This window comes from Streptomyces sp. NBC_00094 (assembly GCF_026343125.1).
Taxonomy (GTDB): domain Bacteria; phylum Actinomycetota; class Actinomycetes; order Streptomycetales; family Streptomycetaceae; genus Streptomyces.
The window spans coordinates 3,004,682-3,025,083 of sequence record NZ_JAPEMB010000001.1 but is presented as its reverse complement, the minus strand read 5'-3'; the positions used below and the strand labels follow the sequence as shown (position 1 = coordinate 3,025,083).

Below are 20,402 nucleotides of genomic sequence, written 5' to 3'. Positions count from 1 at the left end.
GAGGTCAGGCCCATGGTGAGTTTTTCGTACACGGCGGCGGACGAGGAGAAGAGCAGAGGCGTCCGCCGCATGAAGTCGCTGGCGACGGCGCTGCTGCTCGCCGTGGCGGTGATCTACGCCTTGGCGACCTGGGCGCGGAACGCGGGCTGGGGGCCCTGGACGGGCTATGTCGCGGCGGCGGCGGAGGCGGGCATGGTGGGCGCGCTCGCCGACTGGTTCGCGGTGACGGCGCTCTTCCGCCGCCCGCTGGGACTCCCCATCCCCCACACGGCGATCATCCCGACGAAGAAGGACCAGCTGGGCGCGTCGCTGGGCCAGTTCGTGGGCGAGAACTTCCTGTCGGCGGATGTCGTACGGGGCAGGCTGCAGGCCTTCGGCATCGGCGGCCGGCTGGGGGCGTGGCTGGCGGACCCGGCCCACGCGGACCGGGTCACGGCGGAGGCGTCGACGGCGCTGCGGGGGGCGCTGACGGTCCTCCGGGACTCGGACGTCCAGGCGGTCGTGGGCGAGGCCATCACGCGCCGGGCGGAGTCGGCGGAGATCGCCCCGGGCCTCGGCAAGACCCTGGAGAAGATCGTCGCCGACGGCGCCCACCACCGGGCGGTCGACCTGGTGTGTACCCGCGCCCACGACTGGCTGGTCACCCACGGCGACTCGGTGATGGACGCGGTGCAGGGCGGGGCCCCGGGCTGGACCCCCCGTTTCGTGGACAAGCGCATCGGCGAGCGCGTCTACAAGGAGCTCCTCCGCTTCGTGACGGAGATGCGGGACATGCCGGGCCACCCGGCGCGCGGCGCGATCGACCGCTTCCTCACCGACTTCGCGGCCGACCTGCAGGCGGACACGGACACGAGGGCCCGCATCGAACGCCTGAAGGCGGACCTGCTGGCCCGCCCGGAGGTCCAGGACATCATCGCCTCGGCCTGGTCCTCGATCCGTACCCTCATCATCGCGGCGGCCGATGACGACCGCAGCCAACTCCGCCTGCGCGCCCGCGCCTCACTGATCTCGCTGGGCAAGCGCCTGTCGACGGACGCCCGCCTCCAGTCGAAGGTCGAGGGCTGGGCGGAGGACGCGGCGGCGTACGTGGTCACGACGTACCGCGGCGAGATCACGTCCCTGATCACGGACACGGTCGCCGGCTGGGACGCCACCCAGACCTCGAAGAAGATCGAGGCCAACATCGGCCGCGACCTCCAGTTCATCCGCATCAACGGCACGGTGGTGGGCGCGCTGGCGGGCCTGCTGATCTACACCTTCAGCCATGCGCTGGGGGGGTGAGGGGCGGGGAGCCGGGGCTCGGCCCGGGGGGCCCGGGGCTCGGCCCGGGGATGCTCCAGGGAGGGCCCGGGCCCGCCGCTTCGGCCCCGGGCTGACGGCCTGGGCGTCAGGCCTTGCCCGGGCCGTGAGACCTCGTCGCGGGTGACGGCCCGCCGCCCCAGCCCTGGCCGCTGCTGACGGCCGGGCCGTCAGGCCTTGTCGCGGGTGACGGCCCAGGAGGCGGCGGCCATGCCCCCGGCCACGGAGAACACCGCGGGCCAGGCCCCGATCTTCTTGGCGAGCGGATGGGACCCGGCGAAGGCGGCGACGTAGGCGGTGGCGAGCCCGGCGGCCACCTTGCCCCCACCGGCCTGCTGCCACTCCCGAGCGGCAAGAGCCCCGGCCCCGGCAAGTACGACCCCACCGAGCGGCCGCTTCTTGGTCCACCGGGCGACGGCGTATCCACCGACGAGCCCGGCGGCTGCTATGGCGGGGGAGGGGATGCGGGGCATGGTGGAGGCCCTTTCAGTCGGTGAGGTATCGGCGCATACGAGCCTATCGAGGGGCGCACGGGGCTGAGGGACAGGTCTGTTTCTGGTGGGGCCGCCCTCTTTCCGAGTGTGGCGGCCTCCACCACCGCGTCAAGGGCGCTCCCGTCGGTCGCGTCGGCTTCGCCGATGGCCTGCGGCCACCCTTGACCCGGCGCCGGAGGCCGCCTTTTCACACTCGGAGGGCGGCCGGGGGCGTGGCCACGCGGGGGCCCGGGCAGCATCCGGGGTCGGACGGCGCCTGGCGGGCCGGTGGGTGGGGGCTCGGCTCGTAGCGGGGGTGAGCGGGAGCTTTCGGTTGGTTCGGGGTGCGCGGTTGTTGAATGGGGCAGTCGGGCGACGCTTAGCGTCGAACGGCCGCCGGGTGGTGGGGATTCAGGCCCGGCTGGTCACCCTGGGTGGGTGGAGAGATGCCTAACTCCGCTCTACTCCGGGTAATGAGCGACGAGAAAGCCGCAAGGCGGTCATTTCGTCCTCGCTCGGTGATCGAAGTGCACGAATGTCTCGCCACGCCCGGGAGTGAGGCCGCGCGACCGCCGGTCATGCACCGGCAGGATGCCGCAAGGCCGACATGGCGCCCACCTGGGCGGCCCGCGTCCGGAGTGCGCTCCGACGAGGGGCCCTTCCCCCACCCAGACTGACCAGCGGGGCCTGAATCCCCACCACCCGGCGGGCGTGCGCCGCTAGGCCTCGCCCTACCGCCCTATTCAACGGCCGCGCACCCCGAGCCGAGGGAAGAGACTCACTCGCCCCCGCTACGAGCCGAGCCTCACCCCACCGGCCCATCAGGCGCTCTCCGGCCCCGGATACTGCCCGGGCCCCCAGCGGCTCTCGAAAAGAGGGCGGTCCCACCAGAAGCCCACGAAGCAGGCCCACTCGAAGGGGCTGCCCCAACCCGAAGTCAGATGTGGTGCTGGAGGCCGCTGCCCCGGTCCTCAGCGCGGGCCATGCAGGCGTCGAGGTAGTCCTGCACCGGCTCAAACAGTCCGTAAGGCACGTACTGGGGGATCTCCCCAGGGGCGACCCAAGCGAGCTCGGCCAGCTCCTCGGCATCCGCGACATGCGCGGTACCGACCACCACCTCGCAGGCCGTGTACGAGATCAGCCGGCCCGTCTTCGGGTGAACGCGCTCGCCGAGCAGCTTCACAGCCGACACGGTCAGCCCAGTCTCCTCCTGGGTCTCCCGCACGGCGGCATCCTCGCGCGCCTCGCCGGGCTCGACCTCACCGGCCGGGAACTGCCAGGAGAGCTTCCCCTCGCTGACCCGGCGGCGGACCATGAGCACGCGTCCGCCGCTGACGACGATTGCCGCGGCAACGCCCGGTCGCTCCTGCACGTTCTGCTGCGTCACGTCTACTCCTCCAGGACAGCCAGGAGATCGTGCTGATGAGTGGGAAGTTCTCGACGGACTTGCTGGGCCTTCAGTCTGGCAAGCTCGCCGTCGATAGCTAGTACGACTTGCGGCCACGGCAGACTCAACGGACTGAAGAGATCCCAGAAGGGATACGCGAATCGTGCCAGGGCGCTCACACCCAGGCGGGCCGCCTGGGCATCGATCGCTCTGATCACCCTTCGAGTTGCCTGACCAGCTCCGCGTGAGGCCGGGAGAATTCCGTTTCCGACGAGGAGGGTGGCCGTGCGGACCGCATCCAAAGTTCTAGCGGGTACTCCTTCACTGAACGGGCCGTAGACGAGCGTGCTCCAGTCGGCGCGTGTGCGAGCCCAAGCAAGGCGCTCCAGTCCGGTGCCGAGGTCGACGGCCAGACGGTGGGGGTGGGCGGTGTTCCACAGCAGGACGATGTCGCCGAGCGTGAGGTCGAGGTGCCGGAATCGCAGTGTGATCCCTTCGACCTGCCGTCGGCGCCATGGAGTGAGCGTGCCGTAGATGCTCAGGTGGCGGGCGTGGAAGCCGATCTGGGAGAGGACGGTGAGCCAGCCGTCGAGGATGGCGCCGTACTCGTCCATGCTCTGTATGGGCTGGACCCGGGAGATGTTGACGAAGGAGGTCAGAAAGCCGTCCTTCAGCTCACCTGCGGCGTCTCGGTGGCCTGTGAAGCGGACGACCGGTTGAGGGATGAATCCGCTTCGGTGGGTTCGGAGTTGGCCGTCTTTGAGGAGCGGGTCGAGCGCCTGGACGGCGGAGATGGTCAGCTCGGTCTCGCGCCCCCAACGCAGAGGGAGGCAGACGTCGCGAGGGGCGCCGTCCCGCGCGAAGCCGAGCTCCAGGGAGTCGAGCAGCTCCCGCCACGTGGGCGGCCTGCGGGGCGGTCGGTAGGGAGTTCCGCGATGCGGGTGAGCGATCTCGATGTGAGGGCCGTCGACGGTGAACTCCCAGTGAGGGCCTAACGCGGCGCGCAGTACGTCAGGTATCCGCTGGGCCAGGTCGTCTCCGACGGAGCCGGTCGCGCGGGTCAGCACGACCGGGACGCCATCGCCAGGAAGTGCCGGGCGGGGTCGAAACGCTGCTGGCCGATCTCCTGAACCTGCCGGTGGTCGAGGGTCCCCGCCTGCTCGATGGCGAGCGCGAGTCGCTGAGCCGCGGTCTCGTCGTCCTCGTCCGGGTCGACGACGGTGATGGCGCCCGTCTGGTCGCAGAGGGCCGCCTCGGCGCAGGTGCCCGTGCGCCAGGTGAGGGCAGCCATGGGGGTGCCGGCGCGGAGGGACTCGCCGAAGACGGCGGCGCCGGCTTCCACGTACGTGCGGGCGTAGGTGTAGACGAAAACGGAGCCGTCGCGGATGGCGGCCGTCTTGGCCGGCCCTCCGAGTTCGCCGATCCACTCGACGTGGTCCGCGTCGAAGAGGCGGGCGTGGCTCCGGACGTAGTCGTGGTCGAAGACCGGGCCGACGACACGGATGCGGCGGCCGAGGATCTGGGCGGCGCGGACAGCCAGGTGAGGGGCCTTCTCGGCGTCGACGCGGCCGAGCCAGACGAGGTCGCGTCCAGCGGTCGCCGGCGGTTCCTCCTCGTTAAGCCCGAGGTGTACGGCCAGCTCGGGGATCGGCCGGTGGTCCGCGTACCGCTCGATCATCTCGGGCGAGTAGCAGTACAGCCGGGAGCGTCTGCCGTCGAAGGCGGTGGTGGTGTGCTGGAAGACCGGGGAGTGCTGGAAGGTGGCGACGTCGCAGTCCAGCGCGTTCCAGGTTCGGGTCCAGGCGGGCAGCGAGGGGTACTCGTGTCCGACGACCAGGAGGTCGTACTTGGTGTCGCGGACGGCGCGCTCGACGAGCGATCCGGGGGTGATGTCCTCCAGGCGGACCGGCTTGCGGACCCAGTCGTTCTCCAGGTCCGCGAGCCAGCCCGGCCCGAGGAGGTGTACGTCGGCGCCTGCGGCCCGGGCGCCTACGGCGACCGCCCACAGCCATCGTTCGATCCCGCCGTAGCCGGCGGGCGGAAAGGCGTAGCTACCAGGGAAATCGCAGACGCCGACGAGCACGTTATGCCTCCGGTGTTCCGTCCGCCGAGATACGGCGGAAGCCGAGGTACGGGAAGAGGGATTCGGGAAGGACGAGCGAGCCGTCCTCCTGCTGGCACTGTTCGAGGAGCGCGGCCAGCGTGCGGCCGACGGGCAGGCCGGAGCCGTTGAGGGTGGCGACGAGCTTGGGCTTGCCGTCCTCGCCTCGAGTCCGGATGTTCGCCCGGCGGGCCTGGAAGGTGCCGAAGTTGGAGACCGAGGAGATCTCCCGGTACGTGCTCTGGCTCGGGATCCAGACCTCGATGTCGTACGTGAGCTGGGCGGAGAAGCCCGTGTCGCCGGCGGGCAGCTTGATGACCCGGTAGGCGAGGCCGAGCTCCTTGAGGCACGCCTCGGCGTGGCCGACCATCGTCTCCAGCTCGGCGTCCGCCGTCTCCGGGTCGACGATCTTGACCATCTCGACCTTGGCGAACTGGTGCTGGCGGATCAGACCGCGGGTGTCCCGGCCGTACGAGCCGGCCTCGGAGCGGAAGCACGGGGTGTGGGCGGTCATAGCCAGCGGCAGCTCGGCCGGCGGGATGATCTCGTCGGCGTAGAGGTTGGTCAGCGGGACCTCGGCCGTCGGGATGAGGAAGAGCTCACGGTCGGCGACGCCGGTCTTGAACAGATCCTCCTCGAACTTCGGCAGCTGACCGGTACCGGTCATGGTCTTGCGGGTGACCAGGTAGGGGACCGCGTACTCGGTGTATCCGTGGCGGCGGGTGTGGATGTCGAGGAAAAGCGTGGCCAGCGCCCGCTCCAGGGCGGCGCCGGCGCCGCGCGAGACCGCGAAGCGCGGCCCGGACAGCTTGGTCGCCCTGCCGAAGTCGAGGAGGCCGGTGGCCTCGCCGAGATCAACGTGGTCCTTCGGCTCGAACGCGAAAGCGGGAGGAGTGCCGACGCGCCGGATCTCGACAGCGAACTCCTCGGAGTCGCCGTCGGGGGCCGAGTCGTCCGGCAGGTTCGGGATGCTCAGGAGCAGGTCGCGCAACTGGCTCTCGATCCCTTCCTGGCCGGCCTCGATCTCGCGGATCTGGTCCTTCAGCTCGCGGGCGCGCTCCTTGAGCTTGCTGATGTCGCCGCCCTGCTTGGCCGTCTGCTGGACCTCGCTCGCCACTCGCTTGGACTCTGCCCGCAGCTCGTCGGCCGAGCGGATGTTCTGGTTCCGACGAGACTGGAGGGACTCCAGCTCGGACAGGTCCAGGGAGTAACCGCGACGAGCGAGCCGACGAACCGCGTCGGCACCCATGTCGATCAGGGCGCGGGCATCATGCATGAGGAAGATCCTTCTGATCCTGCGAGTGGGATGGGGATACGGAATCGACGGTAGCAACCGCCGAGCCGTCCCCGTTCCGGAATATCCCCCAGCCGCCGGTGCGGTCCTGAACGCCAGTTTCAAGATCGTTCATCAGCGTTGCGATGAATTCCGGCAGCTCCATGTCCGGGATCGTGAAGGGCTCGACGTACGGCGCCTCCGGAAAGAACAGGGGCATGGCCTCGCCGGGAGCCCGGTCACGGTGCCACAGGAGCACCGAGACCAGCAGCCCATGGGCCACCAGGACGCGTGGACCGGGATGCTCCAGGGCCGCGAGCACCCCGGTGAGCATCCTGCGGATGCCCTCACGCTGCGACTCGCTCCCGCCGGGCGGGCGCTCGTGGGTGCCGTGGTCGTCGAGCCAGACGGCGTACTCCAGAAACGGTTTTCCCTCGAATTCCCCGTAGTCGAGTTCGTTCAGCCGAGGATCGATGATCAGTTCCGGCCCGGGGACCCCCATCAGGAGGTTGGCGGTCTGCTGGGCGCGGGGGAATTCGCTGGCCAGCCACGTTTTCACGCTGTGGAGGGGGACGCTGCTCCATCCCTTGTTCAGCGACCGACGGCCTTCATCGCTCAGGCGGATGGGCTTGGTCGGATCGCCGTTGACGAGATAGCGCCGGCTGTAGTTCGTCTGTCCGTGGCGGAGGACGTACGTCGTCATGATCGGTTCCTTGGGGTCGGCGCCGACAGCCATGCGAGGATGTCGGCCATCCTCGGCGCGCGCGGATCACCGGTGTCGAGGTAGAAGAGCAGGCCGTCCAGGGCCAGGGCCCTGCACCATGGCGCCAGGACGGGCACGGGGATACGGGAGACCCGGGCCGCTGCGGCCAAGCGAGCGTCTGTGCCGTGTCCGAGGTCGTAGTACACGGTCCAGAAGGCCCAGTCGAAGGCCGCGTCGCCCACCATCGGGAGGGGATCGATCAGGCGGGGGTGGCCCAGCCAGTCGAAGAGCACGTTCTCGCGGTAGAGATCCGCGTGCAGGACGGTGGACCGAGCGGAGTCCTTCTCCAGGGCCACGAGGGACGGGAGGGCCGCGTCCACATGCCCCTGCCACGGGCCGACGTCGACCGATTCCAGTCGGCGCCGCACCCGGGGGCGTACCTCCTGGTGGAGGTACGCGGTCAGGGAAGGAAGCTCACGCAGCCGGCGCCGACGGCGGCCGAAGGTGTGGAGGCCCTGGAGAGCTGCGGCCACGGTAGGAAGCTCGCGAGGCGGTCGCTCACCACCACCGGGCCGGCCTCCGACCATCTCCAGGGCCGCCACGGCCAGGTCGTCCGCCGCCTCGACGACGCCCGCCGTCGGCCCACCCGCCCACAGGCGTAAGGCGGTGACCTCGTTGCGGAAACGGGTGGGATCGGCCCACGCCTTGAGGAGCAGCGGACGTCCGTCGAAGGTTCCGGCCGTGACGACCACCGAGGCGTGTCCGGCGTCGTGGTACGCCCCGAGCGTGAGCTTCCAGCGCTCCGCCGCGCGCTCCATCAGCGTGGGCACGGCGTCGAGCCAGCCGGAGATTCCCGGGCCATAGTGCGTGACCAGGCGCCGCCGGCATTCCTCGGAGACCTCGCCGAGCGTCCGCTCCTCCATCCTTGATCTCGCGTGGGTATCCCCGGCTTCAGCCGGGGAGGGAAACGCATCCCCGGCCCGGAGCCGCGCAGCTGCGGAGTTCACTGCGCGGCGTCGTGACGGTCAAACGGGCCGCTTCTGGGCTTCGGTGTACTGACCGGATCACGGTCAGTGGCTCCTCCTTCGCAGGATCCTGCGAAGGAGGAGCGGGACCAGAACGCCGAGTCCCATGTCGATCCGGTTGATCCGTCCGGTGTGCTCGGCCCGCAGACAGCGGGAGGAACGGTTTTGCCGGGTGTGTTTCCGGGGTGGCGAGTTGTCGCCAGGAGAGCCATTGCTGTCAATGGCCTGTTCTACGGTGGTTGTGGCTGTTGGAGGGGGGTGGTTCGGGTGATTCGTGCGTACAAGTTCCTGATGCGGCCCACCGTGGGCCAGGCGATCGCCCTCGGCGAGATGCTGCGCGACCACTGCTCCCTCTACAACGGGGCGTTGCAGGAACGCCGCGACGCCTACCGGCACGCGTCGAAGACCAGCATCAAGTACGGGACGCAGTCTGCACAACTCAAGGACATCCGGGCCTTCGACCCGGAGCGGCAGGGCCGCTGGTCGTTCTCCAGTCAGCAGGCCACCTTGCGCCGACTCGACAAGGCGTTCGCCGCGTTCTTCCGCCGGATCAAGTCCGGCGACACGCCGGGGTATCCCCGCTTTCGCGGGGTGAACTGGTTCGACACGGTGGACTTCCCCAAGGACGGCGACGGCTGCCGCTGGGATGCCACCCCGCACGACCCCGTCACCCGCGTGCGGTTCCAAGGCGTCGGGCACGTCAAGGTCAACCAGCACCGGCCGGTCATCGGCAAGGTAAAGACCGTTAGCGTCAAGCGCGAGGGAAAGCACTGGTATGTCGTCCTGACTGCCGAGCAGGCGGCCCCCGAGCCGCTGCCCGCGACCGGGTCCGCGGTCGGTATCGACCTCGGGATCGCCAACTTCCTCGCCGGCTCCAACGGCGAGTTCGTCCCCAACCCCCGCCACGGCCGCACGGCCGCCGCGAAACTGGAGACCGCACAGCAGGCCCTCAGCAGGTTCCCCCGTGTGTGCCGTGACAAGCGTACGGGCAACCACCGGCGGGCCGTCGAACGCGTCGCCACCCTGCACCGTAAGGCTCGCCGCCAGCGCCTCGACCACGCACACAAGACCGCCTTGGATCTGGTCCGCGCGCATGACTTCATCGCCCACGAGGACCTCAAGATCAGCAACATGAGTATGGTCCCCAAGCCGAAGCCCGACCCTGAGACACCAGGCAGTTTCCTGCCCAACGGGGCCGCCGCGAAGGCCGGGCTCAACCGCTCGATCAACGATGCCGGATGGGGGGTGTTCCTGACGATCTTGTACGCCAAGGCTGAAAGCGCCGGACGGGAAGTGATCGCTGTGAACCCCCGCAACACCTCCAGGCAGTGCCCCGCATGCGGGCACACCGCCAAGGAGAACCGGCCCACACAGGAGAAGTTCCACTGCCAGTCCTGCGGCCACACGGCGCACGCGGACACGGTGGGCGCCCTGAACGTCCTACGGGCCGGGCTGGTCCGTCGCAACGCCAACCAGGCATAGCGAGAAGCCCCCTCCTTCAGGAGGGGGAGGAGTCACCAGCTCAGCACGATCCCGTCAGGGACCAACTCGTCAGTCATCACCGGGAACTTGTCCAGTGGCCTTCGCCGCTTGCCGACTGCCAGTTCCTCGCCTCAGCGTTCGGAGGCGTCTCTCCAGTAGTGCGCGAGCATCTCGCCTGGCCACGTCGGCTGAGTGACGGGACCACGGGGAAGCATTTCCTGGAACACCGCCACGAGATCGAGGACCTGAGTGCCGTCGTCGGCGTCGAGGTCCGCGACGTGCAGGTCGTGCCCGTCGACCTTGAGCAGTCTCGGAAAGGAAGTAGCCAGCCGGGCGGGGCGTCGATGGTTGTGGTGGACGAAGGTGCCGGTTGCCGGCCAGGCGGGGTTGTCGCGGGGGCTGCGCGCATGCAGCGCGACATCGTCCGGGGAGCCGAGGTTGAAGAACCATGTGACCTGGAGGTGGGAGAATTCCTCAATGCCTTGAAGAGTCTCCATGGGGAACTCCGGCCGCAGGCGGATGATCGATTCCACGCCGCCCTTGAAGTCGTCGAGCCGTCCGGTGTGGCCTCCGACGACGTCAGCGATGACCGGCACCTCAATGAACTGGGCAGGCACAGTCAGCCCTTCTTCCTTATTGGCAACGCTACTTGTGGGGTACGGCGGCTTCGCCGCCGTCAGGTTACTCGTCGCAGTGCGACCCGGGCTCGCTCGTCCACCTCGGAGACAGAGGGGATTCCGCGGCTGCGGAACGGGGACAGGGTCGTCCGCATGGTGACGACCGCTTCCCGGGTCCTGCCGGACTGAACGCCCTCCATGGCGTCCAGGGCCCTGGACCAGGTCTGGCACGCCGCCTCGATTTTGCCCTGTCCAGCCTGGACGGTGCCCATGTAGCCGAGCGTGACAGCGTGGGTTCGGCTGAAGGAGTCCGTCCTACGGTGCCGAACGCTGGTACGGAAGTGGCGCAAGGCGCCGTCAAGGTCGCCCAGGGCCCACAGAGTGCGGGCGGTTTCATGTGCGAGCGACGCTTCCTGGAAGAACCAGACTCGCTGGGGCTCATCGTCTCCCGCTGCCGCCTGGTCGAGGTCGGTTTCGGCCTGGTGGATCGCGGAGATAGCGCTGCTTTTCTGGCCGTCGACGGCGAGCGCCCGCGCACGTACGACACCGATCAGAGCTCGTTCACGCGGGGTGGCGTCGTCGTATCTCTTGCGCTCGATGGAGGCGGTTGCGAGGTCCAAGGCCGCCCTGGCGTGTCCCAGGTCTATGGCCTGATGGGCCATGGCCCGCAGGATGTGTCCGGCAAGGGGAGCGTCGTCGGCTTCGGCGGCCAGTTTGAGCGCGAGGATGAAGTAGCGTCGTGCGGGCTCGTGTTGGGAGGCGTCAAAACTCATCCAGCCGGCCACGTACACGGCCTCGGCTGCCGCCGAGTACAGAGCGCGGCGGGAGTTCTCGCCACTGAATACTCCGCTGACGTACCGGGCGACGTCGTCGACGATGTACTGGTAGAGGGCAGACCGACCGTCGACACCGCCGTGCCGTTGATCGCGGCGGGCGAAGAACTCGGTCATCTCGCGAACGGCCCGTACCTCGGTCTCGCCGACTCTGCGGTTCGGGCCGACCGCGCGGGAGCGCGCCCGCTGAGGGGCTTCGTCCCACCATGGATCCCTGGGCAGGACCAATCCGCCGACGGAGTAGGCGGCGGTGCCGGTGAGGAGTCGGCGACGTTCGCGGTCCATGCTTTTTCTCCCCAGGTCGACCAGCGCGGTCAGCGTGTCGGTGTCCCAGTCGGGCCCGCTGCCCGAATCCGAGGCGTTCCCCGCGAGGCCGAGCTCGGTGAGCGTGAGGGGACGTCCCAACCGCCGAGACAGAGTTTCCCGCAGAATGTCGGCTGCTCGACCTCGGGGCCGAGTGCCAGCGACCCACATGGCGATGTGCGAGCGCTTGACGCTGAGAAGTTCGTCGGCTCCGGCCTCCGCCGCGACCCGAACCATCGCGGCGGCCACCACGGGCTGCGACCAGCCTGTCTCCGCGATCACCGCAGCCAGTTCGTCGTTCCTGCGCGCCATACTGCGCCCCTGTTCACAAGAGAACAATCTTTGACGGGTTTGACGGCATCGAGGCCCGAACGGGGATGCCCGCCCACCGCGAATCACGGTTCGCTGAGAGAACACGAAACCACCAACCGGCAACGACGGGAGGGCAACTGGTGACTTTCAGCCACGTGGGTGATGAGGGGGGCCAAGCGGCCGTGGTGTCGCCATTCGTGACATCGACCTCCGTCCCTCCGCGTCCCGAACAGGGTGCAGCTGAGCGCCGTGGCGATAAAGACACGCGAGGACGCGAGCAGCCTGCACCCCCTCCCATCGGCGTCCTCGCAGATGCGGGTGTCACGTCTCGTCCTACGGGTCACCCCGCCTACTCACAGACCCTTCCGCGCGAGGCGCGGAGCGCGGGAGTCGCCCGCCGTCTGGTCCGAACGGCGCTGACTGTCTGGGGACTGGACGCGTTGACCGAGGACGCCACGCTCGTGATCACTGAGCTGGTCTCCAACGCGGTCGACCACGGCCGGCTCCCATCGATCCGGGTGATCGTCTCCCGATCCTCCGCGAGAGGGGTCCGCGTGGGCGTGGTCGACCGCTCCAGGACCATTCCGATCCTCCGAGCGGAGGGCCTCAGGGATGACCAACTCCGAGGTCGAGGCCTGATCTTGATCGACACGCTCGCGGAGGAGTGGGGCACCGAGTTGTACCGGTGGGGCAAGCAGGTCTGGGCCGAATTGAAGGAGGAGGAAGCGTGAAGGACGGGAAGCCTTGGGTGGGCGATCAGGTACGCGACGAGGCCACCAACAGGAAGGCCATCGTGACCGACGTCCGAGGGGGCTCTGTCTACGTCCTGCGCCATGTCTGGGGCGGGGGCGACACTTGGGAGGCCGAGGACCCCGAGAAGCTGACGGTGACAGAGCCCGCTGGCGGGGGCGAGTGACGGGGATCGGCGGGCCGCCGATCCCCTCTTCAGGCATGTGTGGCCGTGTGGCTTCTCAGGTGCTGGCGGCGATCGACGAGTAGGTCCACACGTCCGCGGGGATCTCATGGTGCAACTGCCAGGTGATCCCCATCGGCTTGCTGCCCTTGTGTTCGACGTACTCGGCGGGGCCCAGGAGCATCCAGGGCTGGGGGCCGCCGATGTCGGTCTTCTTGTAGCGGCGGACGAAGAGGAGGATGTGAGACCCCTCTGCCTTGTGGCTCTGGTAGCGGCGGCCTGTCGCTGAGGTATCCGAGGTTCGGTTCTGGGACTCCCAGTGGAACCGGAACTCGTTCAATGCGTAGTCGTGATAGCGAGTTTGGGGAGAGAAATCCTTCTCATCCTTTTCGAGGGTGATGAACAGAGCATCGGTTGTGATGTTCTGGCACCACTTCACGCCCTCGCGGAAGATCCCAGGGAGGTCACGGTTGACGTGGGCTTGCCCCAAGGAAGGGAGGATTTCCTCGCGGCTATAGGAGGCGTGGACCGTCAGGGGGAGGCCGGCGAGCGGGCCGGTCAGGCGGATCGGGACGTGGTCGAGCCGGTCTAGGGCGTACGCCAGTACCTGACGGAGTTCGCTTCGGAAGTCCTGCTGCGGGCGAAGGGATTCCATGCCCTCTTCGTAGCTTGCAAATCCGCTGAGCGGCCACAGTGAGAAGTAGAGCATGCGCGCGAAGGCTTGATCGCGCTCGCTCAGCTCGCTGTAGCGAGGGGCGTCGTCCTCGACGATCTTGGAGTAGGCGGCGATTCGCTCAGGGTCGTCAGAGTGGTGGAAGGCAGGGATGCGCTTGAGGAGCGCTTCCTCGCCCTCCGGTACGTCCTTCGGTAGCAGCCCAGAGCGACGGAGCAGACGCGTCCAGGAGTTGCCGTTGCCGCGGTAGATCTCTTTCAGCTCACGACCGCTCTCCTCAAGGTACGCCGCGAGCTGTGACGTCCCGTACCGCTTGACCTCCTGCGCGAGCTGCGTGACGTTGACGCTGATCTGGCTGCGGATGTTGTCGATGATCAGGTCCTTGGCCTTGGACTCAAGGATGATTTGGCAGCCGGACGGCAGCTGGGGGAAGCCGTTCTCGATGCTCGCGAGCAGGCGGTTCCTCGTCAGGTTCGTCAGTGCGCGGAACTGCTCCTCGAAACGGAACTCCTTGCGGTGTTGCCCGATGAAGTCCAGCACGGTGAGCACCGCCTTGTTCTCCGTGCGGCGCAGGCCCCTGCCCAGCTGCTGGAGGAAGACCGTGGCGCTGGAGGTCGGGCGCAGCATGAGGAGGGTGTCGACGTCCGGGATGTCCAGACCCTCGTTGAAGAGGTCAACCGAGAAGATCACTTGGATGTCGCCGGCGCGAAGGGCAGCCAGTGCGGTCTTCCGCTCGTCCTGGGGGGTCTCACCCGAGAGGGCAACAGCCTTGAGGCCAGCGCGGCGGAAGAATTCTGCCATGAACGTGGCATGGGCTACGGAGACACAGAACCCAAGAGCGCGCATGGCTCCCGGGTTTGCCACCTTGTCTTGGACGGCCTGAACGACGAGTCGCGCCCTGGCGTTATTGCCCGTGAAGAGATCGCTGAGAGCCGATGAGTCGTAGGCCCCGCGCTTCCAGCTCACCGCGCTCATGTCGGTGTTGTCGGTGATCCCGAAGTAGTGGAAGGGGCTCAGCAGGTCGTTCTCCAGCGCTTCCCACAGTCGCATCTCCGCTGCGATACGGCCGTCGAAGAACTCGTCCTGGACGTTGCGGCCGTCCATGCGCTCTGGGGTTGCCGTGAGCCCCAAGAACTCCAGCGGGCGGAAGTGGTTGATGATCTTCCGGTAGGTCGCGGAGACGCCATGGTGGAACTCATCGATGACGATGATGTCGAACTGGTCGGGAGACAACTGCTCCAACCGCTGCGGATTCAGAGACTGCACGCTCGCGAAGACGTGCCGCCACTCTGTAGGCGCGATCCCGCTGTGTAGCTCCTCCCCGAAGTTCGCGTCCACGAGCACGTCCTGGTACGTGCGTAGTGACTGGCGCAGGATCTCCTGCCGGTGGGCAACGAACAGCAACCGCAGATCGCGGCCGTGCTGCTGCCGAAGGCGCTTGTAGTCCAGCGCTGCCATGACCGTCTTGCCTGTGCCGGTCGCTGCCACGAGAAGATTGCGGTGACGGTCGTGCACCTCTCGCTCCACCTGGAGCCGTTCCAGCATGTCCCGCTGATGCGGGTACGGCCGTACCTCAAGGCCTGACAGCGTGATCCGCTGATCTGCCGCTGCCCCCTTGCCCTGGCCCGCTACCTGGAGCGCCTCGCTGAGGCGGGCCGCGTCGCGGTCGGGGTCGTATGTCTCGAAGGAAGGGTCGCTCCAGTAGGCATCGAAGGTCGCTTCGAACTTACGGATGACGTCTGGGGTCGCGACAGACGACAGTCGAACGTTCCACTCCAGCCCGTCGAGGAGAGCTGCCTTGGAGAGGTTGGAGCTACCGACGTACGCGGTGTCGTAGCCGCTGTTCCGTCGGAAGAGCCACGCCTTCGCATGCAACCGTGTCGAGCGGAGCTCGTAGTTGACCTTCACCTCTGCGTTGAAGCGCTGAACCAGGCGGTCGAGCGCCTGGCGCTCCGTCGCACCGATGTAGGTGGTCGTGATGACGCGTATGGGAACACCCCGCGCATGGGCTGCCTCCAACGACTGTTCTATGACTCGGAGGCCGTGCCATTTCACAAAGGCGCAGAGGAGGTCTACCTGGTCAGCGGTCGCGAGCTCCGCTCGCAGTTCGAACCCCAGGCTGGGATCTTCCGGCGCGTTGGTAATGAGCGCGGTCTCTGCCAGGGGGGTCGCAGGACGGATGCGGTAGACGCCCTGGGCTTCCTTTTCCGCTATGGCAAGGAGCTGGCGCGGACCCTCGGCAATGAGGTCGACCCATTCACGGGCGCCCTCGATCGTGTTCATGGATTCGAGGATGTGGTTCGCCGCATGCACGCGATCCGCTTGAGGTAGACCGAGGAGGATGCGACGCACAGTGTCGGACACGTGCTGCGCCAGGACTCGCGGGGAGGACTCGGGGCCGACGGCATCCTCGATCGCATGCCAACCTCGACCCGTTAGCGTCTTGAGCTGTTCTTCGAGTCGAAGCGTCATCAACTGCTCATAGAGACCCGTGATCGGCTCGCCGGCGTCGGACAGCTCGCTCATCGTCTTCCCCTCCCTGATCGACCTCCCCATTGGTATCAGCCGTCACAGACATGTTGCGGACGCGTTCGCGATTAGGGGGCGGTGATATCCCCGTGGCACTCCGTGTACGTAGCCTCCGGGCCGCACCAGCAAGCCGCGTCGCGGGCCGGCGGCCAGGCCGTTGCGCGGCCTCGGGCCGCCAAGGTCGTCGCGTACTGGGGGAGCAGGTCCGCGTTCGACGGAGGCGTGGATTCCGAGGCGGCGAAGGCTTCGTAGGAGGGGACCGTCGCTCGGACGATGCCCAGGTTGGGGGTGCCCGCCTGGGACAGTTCGCGGAGGGAGGCCTCGATGTCGGTGAGGTGGGCTCGGTACGTGGGGTACTCGGCTTCCAGTTCCGGGTACGCCGCCAGAAGCTCGTCGAGTTCCGCTTCCGGCCAGTGCAGGACCGCGACCGGGAAGGGGCGTGAGAGGGCCGTGCGGTAGGTGCCCAGTTCCGAGCGGAGGCGGGCGATCTCGGCCTGGAGTTCCGCCGGGTCGGAGGAGCCCAGCGACCAGAGGCGCTTCGGGTCGTGGAGCTCGTCCAGGGGGACCGCCGCCGTGTGGAGCCGGTCCGCCAGGGTGTCCCAGTCGTCGTGGGGGAGTGCCAGCATCCTGCGGATCCTGTGGCGGGTCGTGATCAGGGACTGGGTGGCGTGGGGGAGGTCCGCGGAGGAGACCAGGAGGCTCGCCGCCTCCGTCAGGGTGGACTCCGCCGCCTCCAGTTCGTCGTGCGCCTCCAGCGTCTCCGCCGTGATCTCCCAGGCCGCCGCGTCCGCCGGCTGGGCGCGCCGGACGCCGTCGATGATCGCCCGGGCCTCGGCCTCGTGGCCGTACTCCCAGAGGTTCGCCGCCTTCAGCGCCCTGATCAGGTGGGGGTTCGCGGGGGAAGAGGAGAGGAGCGTGTCGTAGAGGGCCGTCGCGCCCGGGCGGTCGCCCGCCAGTTCCCGGTGGGCCGCGGCCTGGAGGTAGAGGGGTTCCTGGTCTCCGGGGTACTGCGCGGCGGTGCGCAGCAGGCGCTCGGCTTCGGCGGTGTGGGCGGCAGGAGTGTCGGGGCGCATGTCTTCACCGTACTGCTGTACGGGCCTGGAGAGTTGGCGCCTCAGCGCTTATCGTGCCCCGCGTGCGGGGCAGGGTGCGGGAGCGAGTGCCGGTCGTCGTCCAGGCGCGTGGGCGGCGTCGTACGGGTGCCCGCGTGCTGTGGGTGTGTGCCGAGACCGTCGTCACCTGCGGGGTTCTCGTGCTTCTCCTCGTCGTGCACCAGCTCTGGTGGACCAACCAGCAGGCCCGTGCCGAGGCCCGTGAGCAGGTGAGCGTTCTGGAGCGGGAGTGGGAGATCTCTCCCCCCGTGAACGATGTGAACGATGCGGGCGATGCGGCCGAGGTGGCTGATGTGACGGCTGAGCCTGAGGACCTCGCCGGGGAGCCCGGGGAGCCCGGGGATGTCGTCGGGGAGGGCGGTGGGCCTTCTCGGGGGGCCGGCGCTTCGTCCTCGTCCGCCGCCCCCTCCTCGTCGTTCACCCCGCCCGCCGCCGACTCCCGCGCCTTCGCCGTCCTCCGTATCCCCCGCCTCGGGCTCACCGCCCCCGTCGCCCACGGCGTCTCCAAGCGGTCCGTCCTCGACAAGGGGTACGTCGGCCACTACCCCGGCACCGCCGGCCCCGGCCTCCCCGGGAACTTCGCGCTCGCCGGGCACCGCAACACCCACGGCGAGCCCTTCCGGTACATCAACCGGCTCCGCGAGGGCGACCGCATCACCGTGCGGACCCGGGAGCGTACGTACACCTACCGCGTCGACCAGGTCCTGCCGCAGACCGCTCCCCGTGACGTCGGCGTCATCCGGGCCGTTCCGCGGTCCCTCGTCAAGCCCTCCTACGGGTACTCCGGCCCCGGTTCCTATCTCACCCTCACGACCTGCACGCCCGAGTTCAGCAGCGCCTACCGGCTCGTCGTCTGGGCGAAGCTCATCTCGGCCGTCTCCCCAGGACGAGGGTGAGCGCGGCGCCGGTCAGGGACAGGCCCGCCGAGACCGCGAGCGCCGTGTCCGGGCCCGTCGTCGTCAGTGCCAGCGTCAGGGCCACTCCCGCCGACGAACCGATGTAGCGGGCCGTGTTGTTGGCGCCCGAACCCATCGCCGCCCGCTCCGGCGGTACGGAGTCGACGGCGAGGCGGGGCAGCGCCGCGTTCAGCAGACCGCTGCCCGCGCCCGCCACGAGCAGGCCCGGGAGGAGACGCGGCCAGGGGCCTTCCAGGCCGCCCAGCAGGGCCAGGACGCCCGCCGCCGACAGGGTGAAGCCCACGGTCAGTTGGTACGCGGCGGACAGCCGGCCCGCCAGGCGGCGCGCCTGGAGCGCCACCGCGAACGCGGTGCCCGACCAGAGCACGAACAGCCAGGCCGCCCCCAGCGGCGACATCCCCGCCCCGCTCTGGAGCAGTGTGGGCACCACGCTGAACAGGCCGATCACCGCCAGGCCCGTGAACAGCGCCCCGAGCGTCGACGCCAGGAACGCGGGCCGGCGTAGGAGCGCCGGGTCGACCATGGGCGTACGGCTCCGGTGTTCGACCGCCACGAAGGCCGCCGTCAGCCCGACGGCCGCCAGGAGCAGGAGGCCCACCGGCGCCCGCAGCCAGCCGTCCCGGCCGAGGGTGAGCGCGGTGAGGAGTGACGCCAGGGCCGCTCCGAGCGTGAGGGCGCCGGGGAGGTCCGGGCGCGTCTGTCGTGGCCCCCGTGTCGCGTCCGGGCCGAGCGTGCGCGCGCCCGTCGCCGCGATCGCCAGGGCGGCGAGCCCCAGCACCTCGTACGCCAGGCGCCAGTCCACGAGGCTCAGCGCGCCCGCGAGCAGTGGGCCGAGAGCGATGCCGCCGCTCACCGACGCGCCCCAGATCCCGGTGGCCCTGATCCGGTCGCGGCCCGAGGGGTACGCGTCGGCCAGCAGGCCCAGACTGCCCGCGAGGACGGCCGCGCTCGCCGCGCCCTGGGCGATCCGCGCCAGAGTGAAGGTGAGCGTGGAGTCGGCGAAGGCTCCGAGGCCGGTGGTGACGCCGAGGGCGAGGGTGCCGAGGAGGAAGACCCGGCGCCGCCCGTGCGCGTCGGCGAGGCCGCCGGCCACCAGGAGGAGGACGGCGAGGCCGAGCGGCGTGCCGTTGAGCAGCCAGGCCCGGGCCGAGGCCGGCGTCCCGAAGGCGGCGGCCGTCTCGGGGAGCGTGAGCATCGGGGCCGTGTAGTTCATCAGCGCGACGGCCGTGGCGGCGCCGGTGACGGCGAGCGCGGTCGAGGGACGGGGGGCACGCGCGCGTGCGGGGGAGGGAGTGCGGGTGCGGGTGGTGGTGGTGAGCTGGGGCATGGCTGGGACCTCCGCCGGTGAGTCCGTGAGTCCGTGAGTCCGTATGTCCGTGAGTCACCGAGGCCTTGTGGGTTCGGTGAATGAACCCAAGCTAGCAGCTGGGTTCGTTCACCGAACCTTGAATGGGTACGATGAGTTCCATGGCTCTCGGCAAGGACTACGTCCACCAGCAGTGCTCCATCGCGCGCGCCCTTGAAGTCGTCGGCGAGCGCTGGACCCTCCTCGTCGTCCGTGACGCCTTCTACGGCGTCCGCCGCTACAACGACTTCCTCGTCCACCTCGGCATCCCCCGTGCCGTCCTCGCAGCCCGCCTCCAGGCCCTCGTCGAGGCCGGCGTCCTCGACCGGCGCCGCTACCAGGAGTCGCCCCCGCGCGACGAGTACGTGCTCACCGAGCGCGGCCTCGCCCTCTGGCCCGTCCTGCGCGCGCTCGGCGCCTGGGGCCTCGCCGAGGCCGCCGGAGCCGTACCGGTACGCCACTTCCACCACGCCGACTGCGGCACCGAACTCGGCCCGTACGGCGAATGCCCCGCCTGCCGCGTCCCCGTGCCGCCCGCCGACGTCGAGATGCGGCCCGGCGCCGGGCTCGACCGGGACCCCGCGGATCCGGTCGGCCGCGCCCTGCTGCGACCCCGGCGACTCCTCGTTCCCGTGGTCCCCTCGGACGTCGGGAACTCCTGATCGACCCCGTGCGTCCTCAGGGTGAGACGACGGCCGGACGGCAGTCGGGAGAACGAAGAGCGAGAGGGGTGGTGGGGATGACCGTCAGGACCCTGCTCCTGCGCGTGCTCGCGCCGCTCTTCTTCCTCGTCGCCCTCGCCGACCTGCTCCTCTCCGACGGTGCGAGCGTCTCCGCCGCCGTCGTCCTCGCCGCGACCACCGTCGTCTGCGGCCTGATCGGCGCCCGTACGGCCCCGGTCGTCCCCTCCACCCGCGTCCGTACGGCGATACGCGACCGCGAGCGGCGCACCGCCTTCCTGCCGCAGCGCGATCCCGACGCCGCGGGCCGCCGCAGACCCCGAGCTCCCGGCCGTCCCCTCCCGACGGCCGCGTAGGGAGCCCGCACCGGAGCCCACGCACACCGGAAGGTCCTCACGCGGATCCGTCATGCCGAGACCCGAATC

General features: G+C 69.3%; 19 protein-coding genes. 7 read left to right on the top strand and 12 right to left on the bottom strand.

Translation table 11 applies throughout. The features are described 5' to 3' along the window. Positions 1–12 precede the first annotated feature (12 nt). Positions 13–1,281, top strand: a complete 1,269-nt coding sequence (locus OG580_RS12995; RefSeq protein ID WP_267043832.1) for a DUF445 domain-containing protein — start codon at positions 13–15, stop codon at positions 1,279–1,281. A gap of 188 nt (positions 1,282–1,469) precedes the next feature. On the opposite strand, the gene OG580_RS12990 is transcribed toward OG580_RS12995, so the two are convergent. The 7 genes from OG580_RS12990 to OG580_RS12960 all read right to left on the bottom strand — a co-directional run bounded on the left by OG580_RS12990 (position 1,470) and on the right by OG580_RS12960 (position 8,159). Next, positions 1,470–1,772, bottom strand: a complete 303-nt coding sequence (locus OG580_RS12990; RefSeq protein ID WP_267043831.1) for a hypothetical protein — start codon at positions 1,770–1,772, stop codon at positions 1,470–1,472. 937 nt (positions 1,773–2,709) lie between these two features. Continuing rightward, on the bottom strand, positions 2,710–3,159 hold the full coding sequence (locus tag OG580_RS12985; RefSeq protein ID WP_267043830.1) for an NUDIX hydrolase: 450 nt from the start codon (positions 3,157–3,159) through the stop codon (positions 2,710–2,712). 2 nt (positions 3,160–3,161) lie between these two features. Further along, positions 3,162–4,226 (bottom strand): hypothetical protein, encoded by a 1,065-nt coding sequence (locus OG580_RS12980; RefSeq protein WP_267043829.1) that lies wholly within the window; start codon positions 4,224–4,226, stop codon positions 3,162–3,164. After that, positions 4,220–5,242: a glycosyltransferase gene (locus tag OG580_RS12975; protein ID WP_267043828.1), complete on the bottom strand. Its 1,023-nt coding sequence runs from the start codon at positions 5,240–5,242 to the stop codon at positions 4,220–4,222. The genes OG580_RS12980 and OG580_RS12975 overlap by 7 nt, the downstream gene beginning before the upstream one ends. A 1-nt stretch (position 5,243) precedes the next feature. Next, entirely contained in the window at positions 5,244–6,536 is a 1,293-nt protein-coding gene (gene serS / locus OG580_RS12970; RefSeq protein WP_267043827.1) for a serine--tRNA ligase, read from the bottom strand. Next, positions 6,529–7,236 (bottom strand): histidine phosphatase family protein, encoded by a 708-nt coding sequence (locus tag OG580_RS12965; protein WP_267043826.1) that lies wholly within the window; start codon positions 7,234–7,236, stop codon positions 6,529–6,531. The genes serS and OG580_RS12965 overlap by 8 nt, the downstream gene beginning before the upstream one ends. Then, positions 7,233–8,159, bottom strand: coding sequence for a phosphotransferase (locus OG580_RS12960; RefSeq protein WP_267043825.1), 927 nt, complete (start codon positions 8,157–8,159; stop codon positions 7,233–7,235). Before OG580_RS12960 ends, OG580_RS12965 begins: the two co-directional genes overlap by 4 nt. Positions 8,160–8,528: 369 nt before the next feature. Between OG580_RS12960 and OG580_RS12955 the strand changes: the two genes are divergently transcribed. After that, positions 8,529–9,743 (top strand): transposase, encoded by a 1,215-nt coding sequence (locus tag OG580_RS12955; RefSeq protein ID WP_267047985.1) that lies wholly within the window; start codon positions 8,529–8,531, stop codon positions 9,741–9,743. A gap of 131 nt (positions 9,744–9,874) precedes the next feature. On the opposite strand, the gene OG580_RS12950 is transcribed toward OG580_RS12955, so the two are convergent. Both OG580_RS12950 and OG580_RS12945 read right to left on the bottom strand, forming a co-directional pair. Next, a complete protein-coding gene (locus OG580_RS12950) occupies positions 9,875–10,360 on the bottom strand; it encodes a TrmO family methyltransferase (protein ID WP_267043824.1) in 486 nt (161 codons plus the stop codon). A 59-nt stretch (positions 10,361–10,419) separates the two neighbouring features. Further along, positions 10,420–11,808, bottom strand: a complete 1,389-nt coding sequence (locus OG580_RS12945) for a lipopolysaccharide assembly protein LapB (protein ID WP_267043823.1) — start codon at positions 11,806–11,808, stop codon at positions 10,420–10,422. 65 nt (positions 11,809–11,873) lie between these two features. Here OG580_RS12945 and OG580_RS12940 point away from each other — a divergent pair, with 65 nt between their 5' ends. After that, entirely contained in the window at positions 11,874–12,539 is a 666-nt protein-coding gene (locus OG580_RS12940; protein ID WP_323182561.1) for an ATP-binding protein, read from the top strand. Then, entirely contained in the window at positions 12,536–12,724 is a 189-nt protein-coding gene (locus tag OG580_RS12935) for a hypothetical protein (protein WP_267043822.1), read from the top strand. The genes OG580_RS12940 and OG580_RS12935 overlap by 4 nt, the downstream gene beginning before the upstream one ends. 55 nt (positions 12,725–12,779) lie before the next feature. Here OG580_RS12935 and OG580_RS12930 read toward each other — a convergent pair whose 3' ends face one another. Beyond that, entirely contained in the window at positions 12,780–15,920 is a 3,141-nt protein-coding gene (locus tag OG580_RS12930) for a DUF3427 domain-containing protein (RefSeq protein ID WP_267043821.1), read from the bottom strand. A 71-nt stretch (positions 15,921–15,991) separates the two neighbouring features. Then, positions 15,992–16,996 (bottom strand): lipopolysaccharide assembly protein LapB, encoded by a 1,005-nt coding sequence (locus tag OG580_RS12925; RefSeq protein ID WP_267043820.1) that lies wholly within the window; start codon positions 16,994–16,996, stop codon positions 15,992–15,994. Positions 16,997–17,058: 62 nt separating this feature from the next. Here OG580_RS12925 and OG580_RS12920 point away from each other — a divergent pair, with 62 nt between their 5' ends. Beyond that, positions 17,059–17,931 (top strand): class E sortase, encoded by an 873-nt coding sequence (locus OG580_RS12920; RefSeq protein ID WP_267043819.1) that lies wholly within the window; start codon positions 17,059–17,061, stop codon positions 17,929–17,931. On the opposite strand, the gene OG580_RS12915 is transcribed toward OG580_RS12920, so the two are convergent. Further along, complete coding sequence (locus OG580_RS12915; RefSeq protein WP_267043818.1) at positions 17,900–19,279, bottom strand: MFS transporter; 1,380 nt, start codon at positions 19,277–19,279, stop codon at positions 17,900–17,902. The two genes, OG580_RS12920 and OG580_RS12915, sit on opposite strands and share 32 nt — an antisense overlap. A 131-nt stretch (positions 19,280–19,410) precedes the next feature. Here OG580_RS12915 and OG580_RS12910 point away from each other — a divergent pair, with 131 nt between their 5' ends. Then, entirely contained in the window at positions 19,411–19,959 is a 549-nt protein-coding gene (locus OG580_RS12910; RefSeq protein ID WP_267043817.1) for a helix-turn-helix domain-containing protein, read from the top strand. Positions 19,960–20,036: 77 nt separating this feature from the next. Beyond that, positions 20,037–20,333 carry a DUF6412 domain-containing protein gene (locus tag OG580_RS12905; RefSeq protein ID WP_267043816.1) on the top strand — a complete coding sequence of 99 codons (297 nt, stop codon included), beginning with the start codon at positions 20,037–20,039 and terminating at the stop codon, positions 20,331–20,333. Positions 20,334–20,402: the final 69 nt, after the last annotated feature.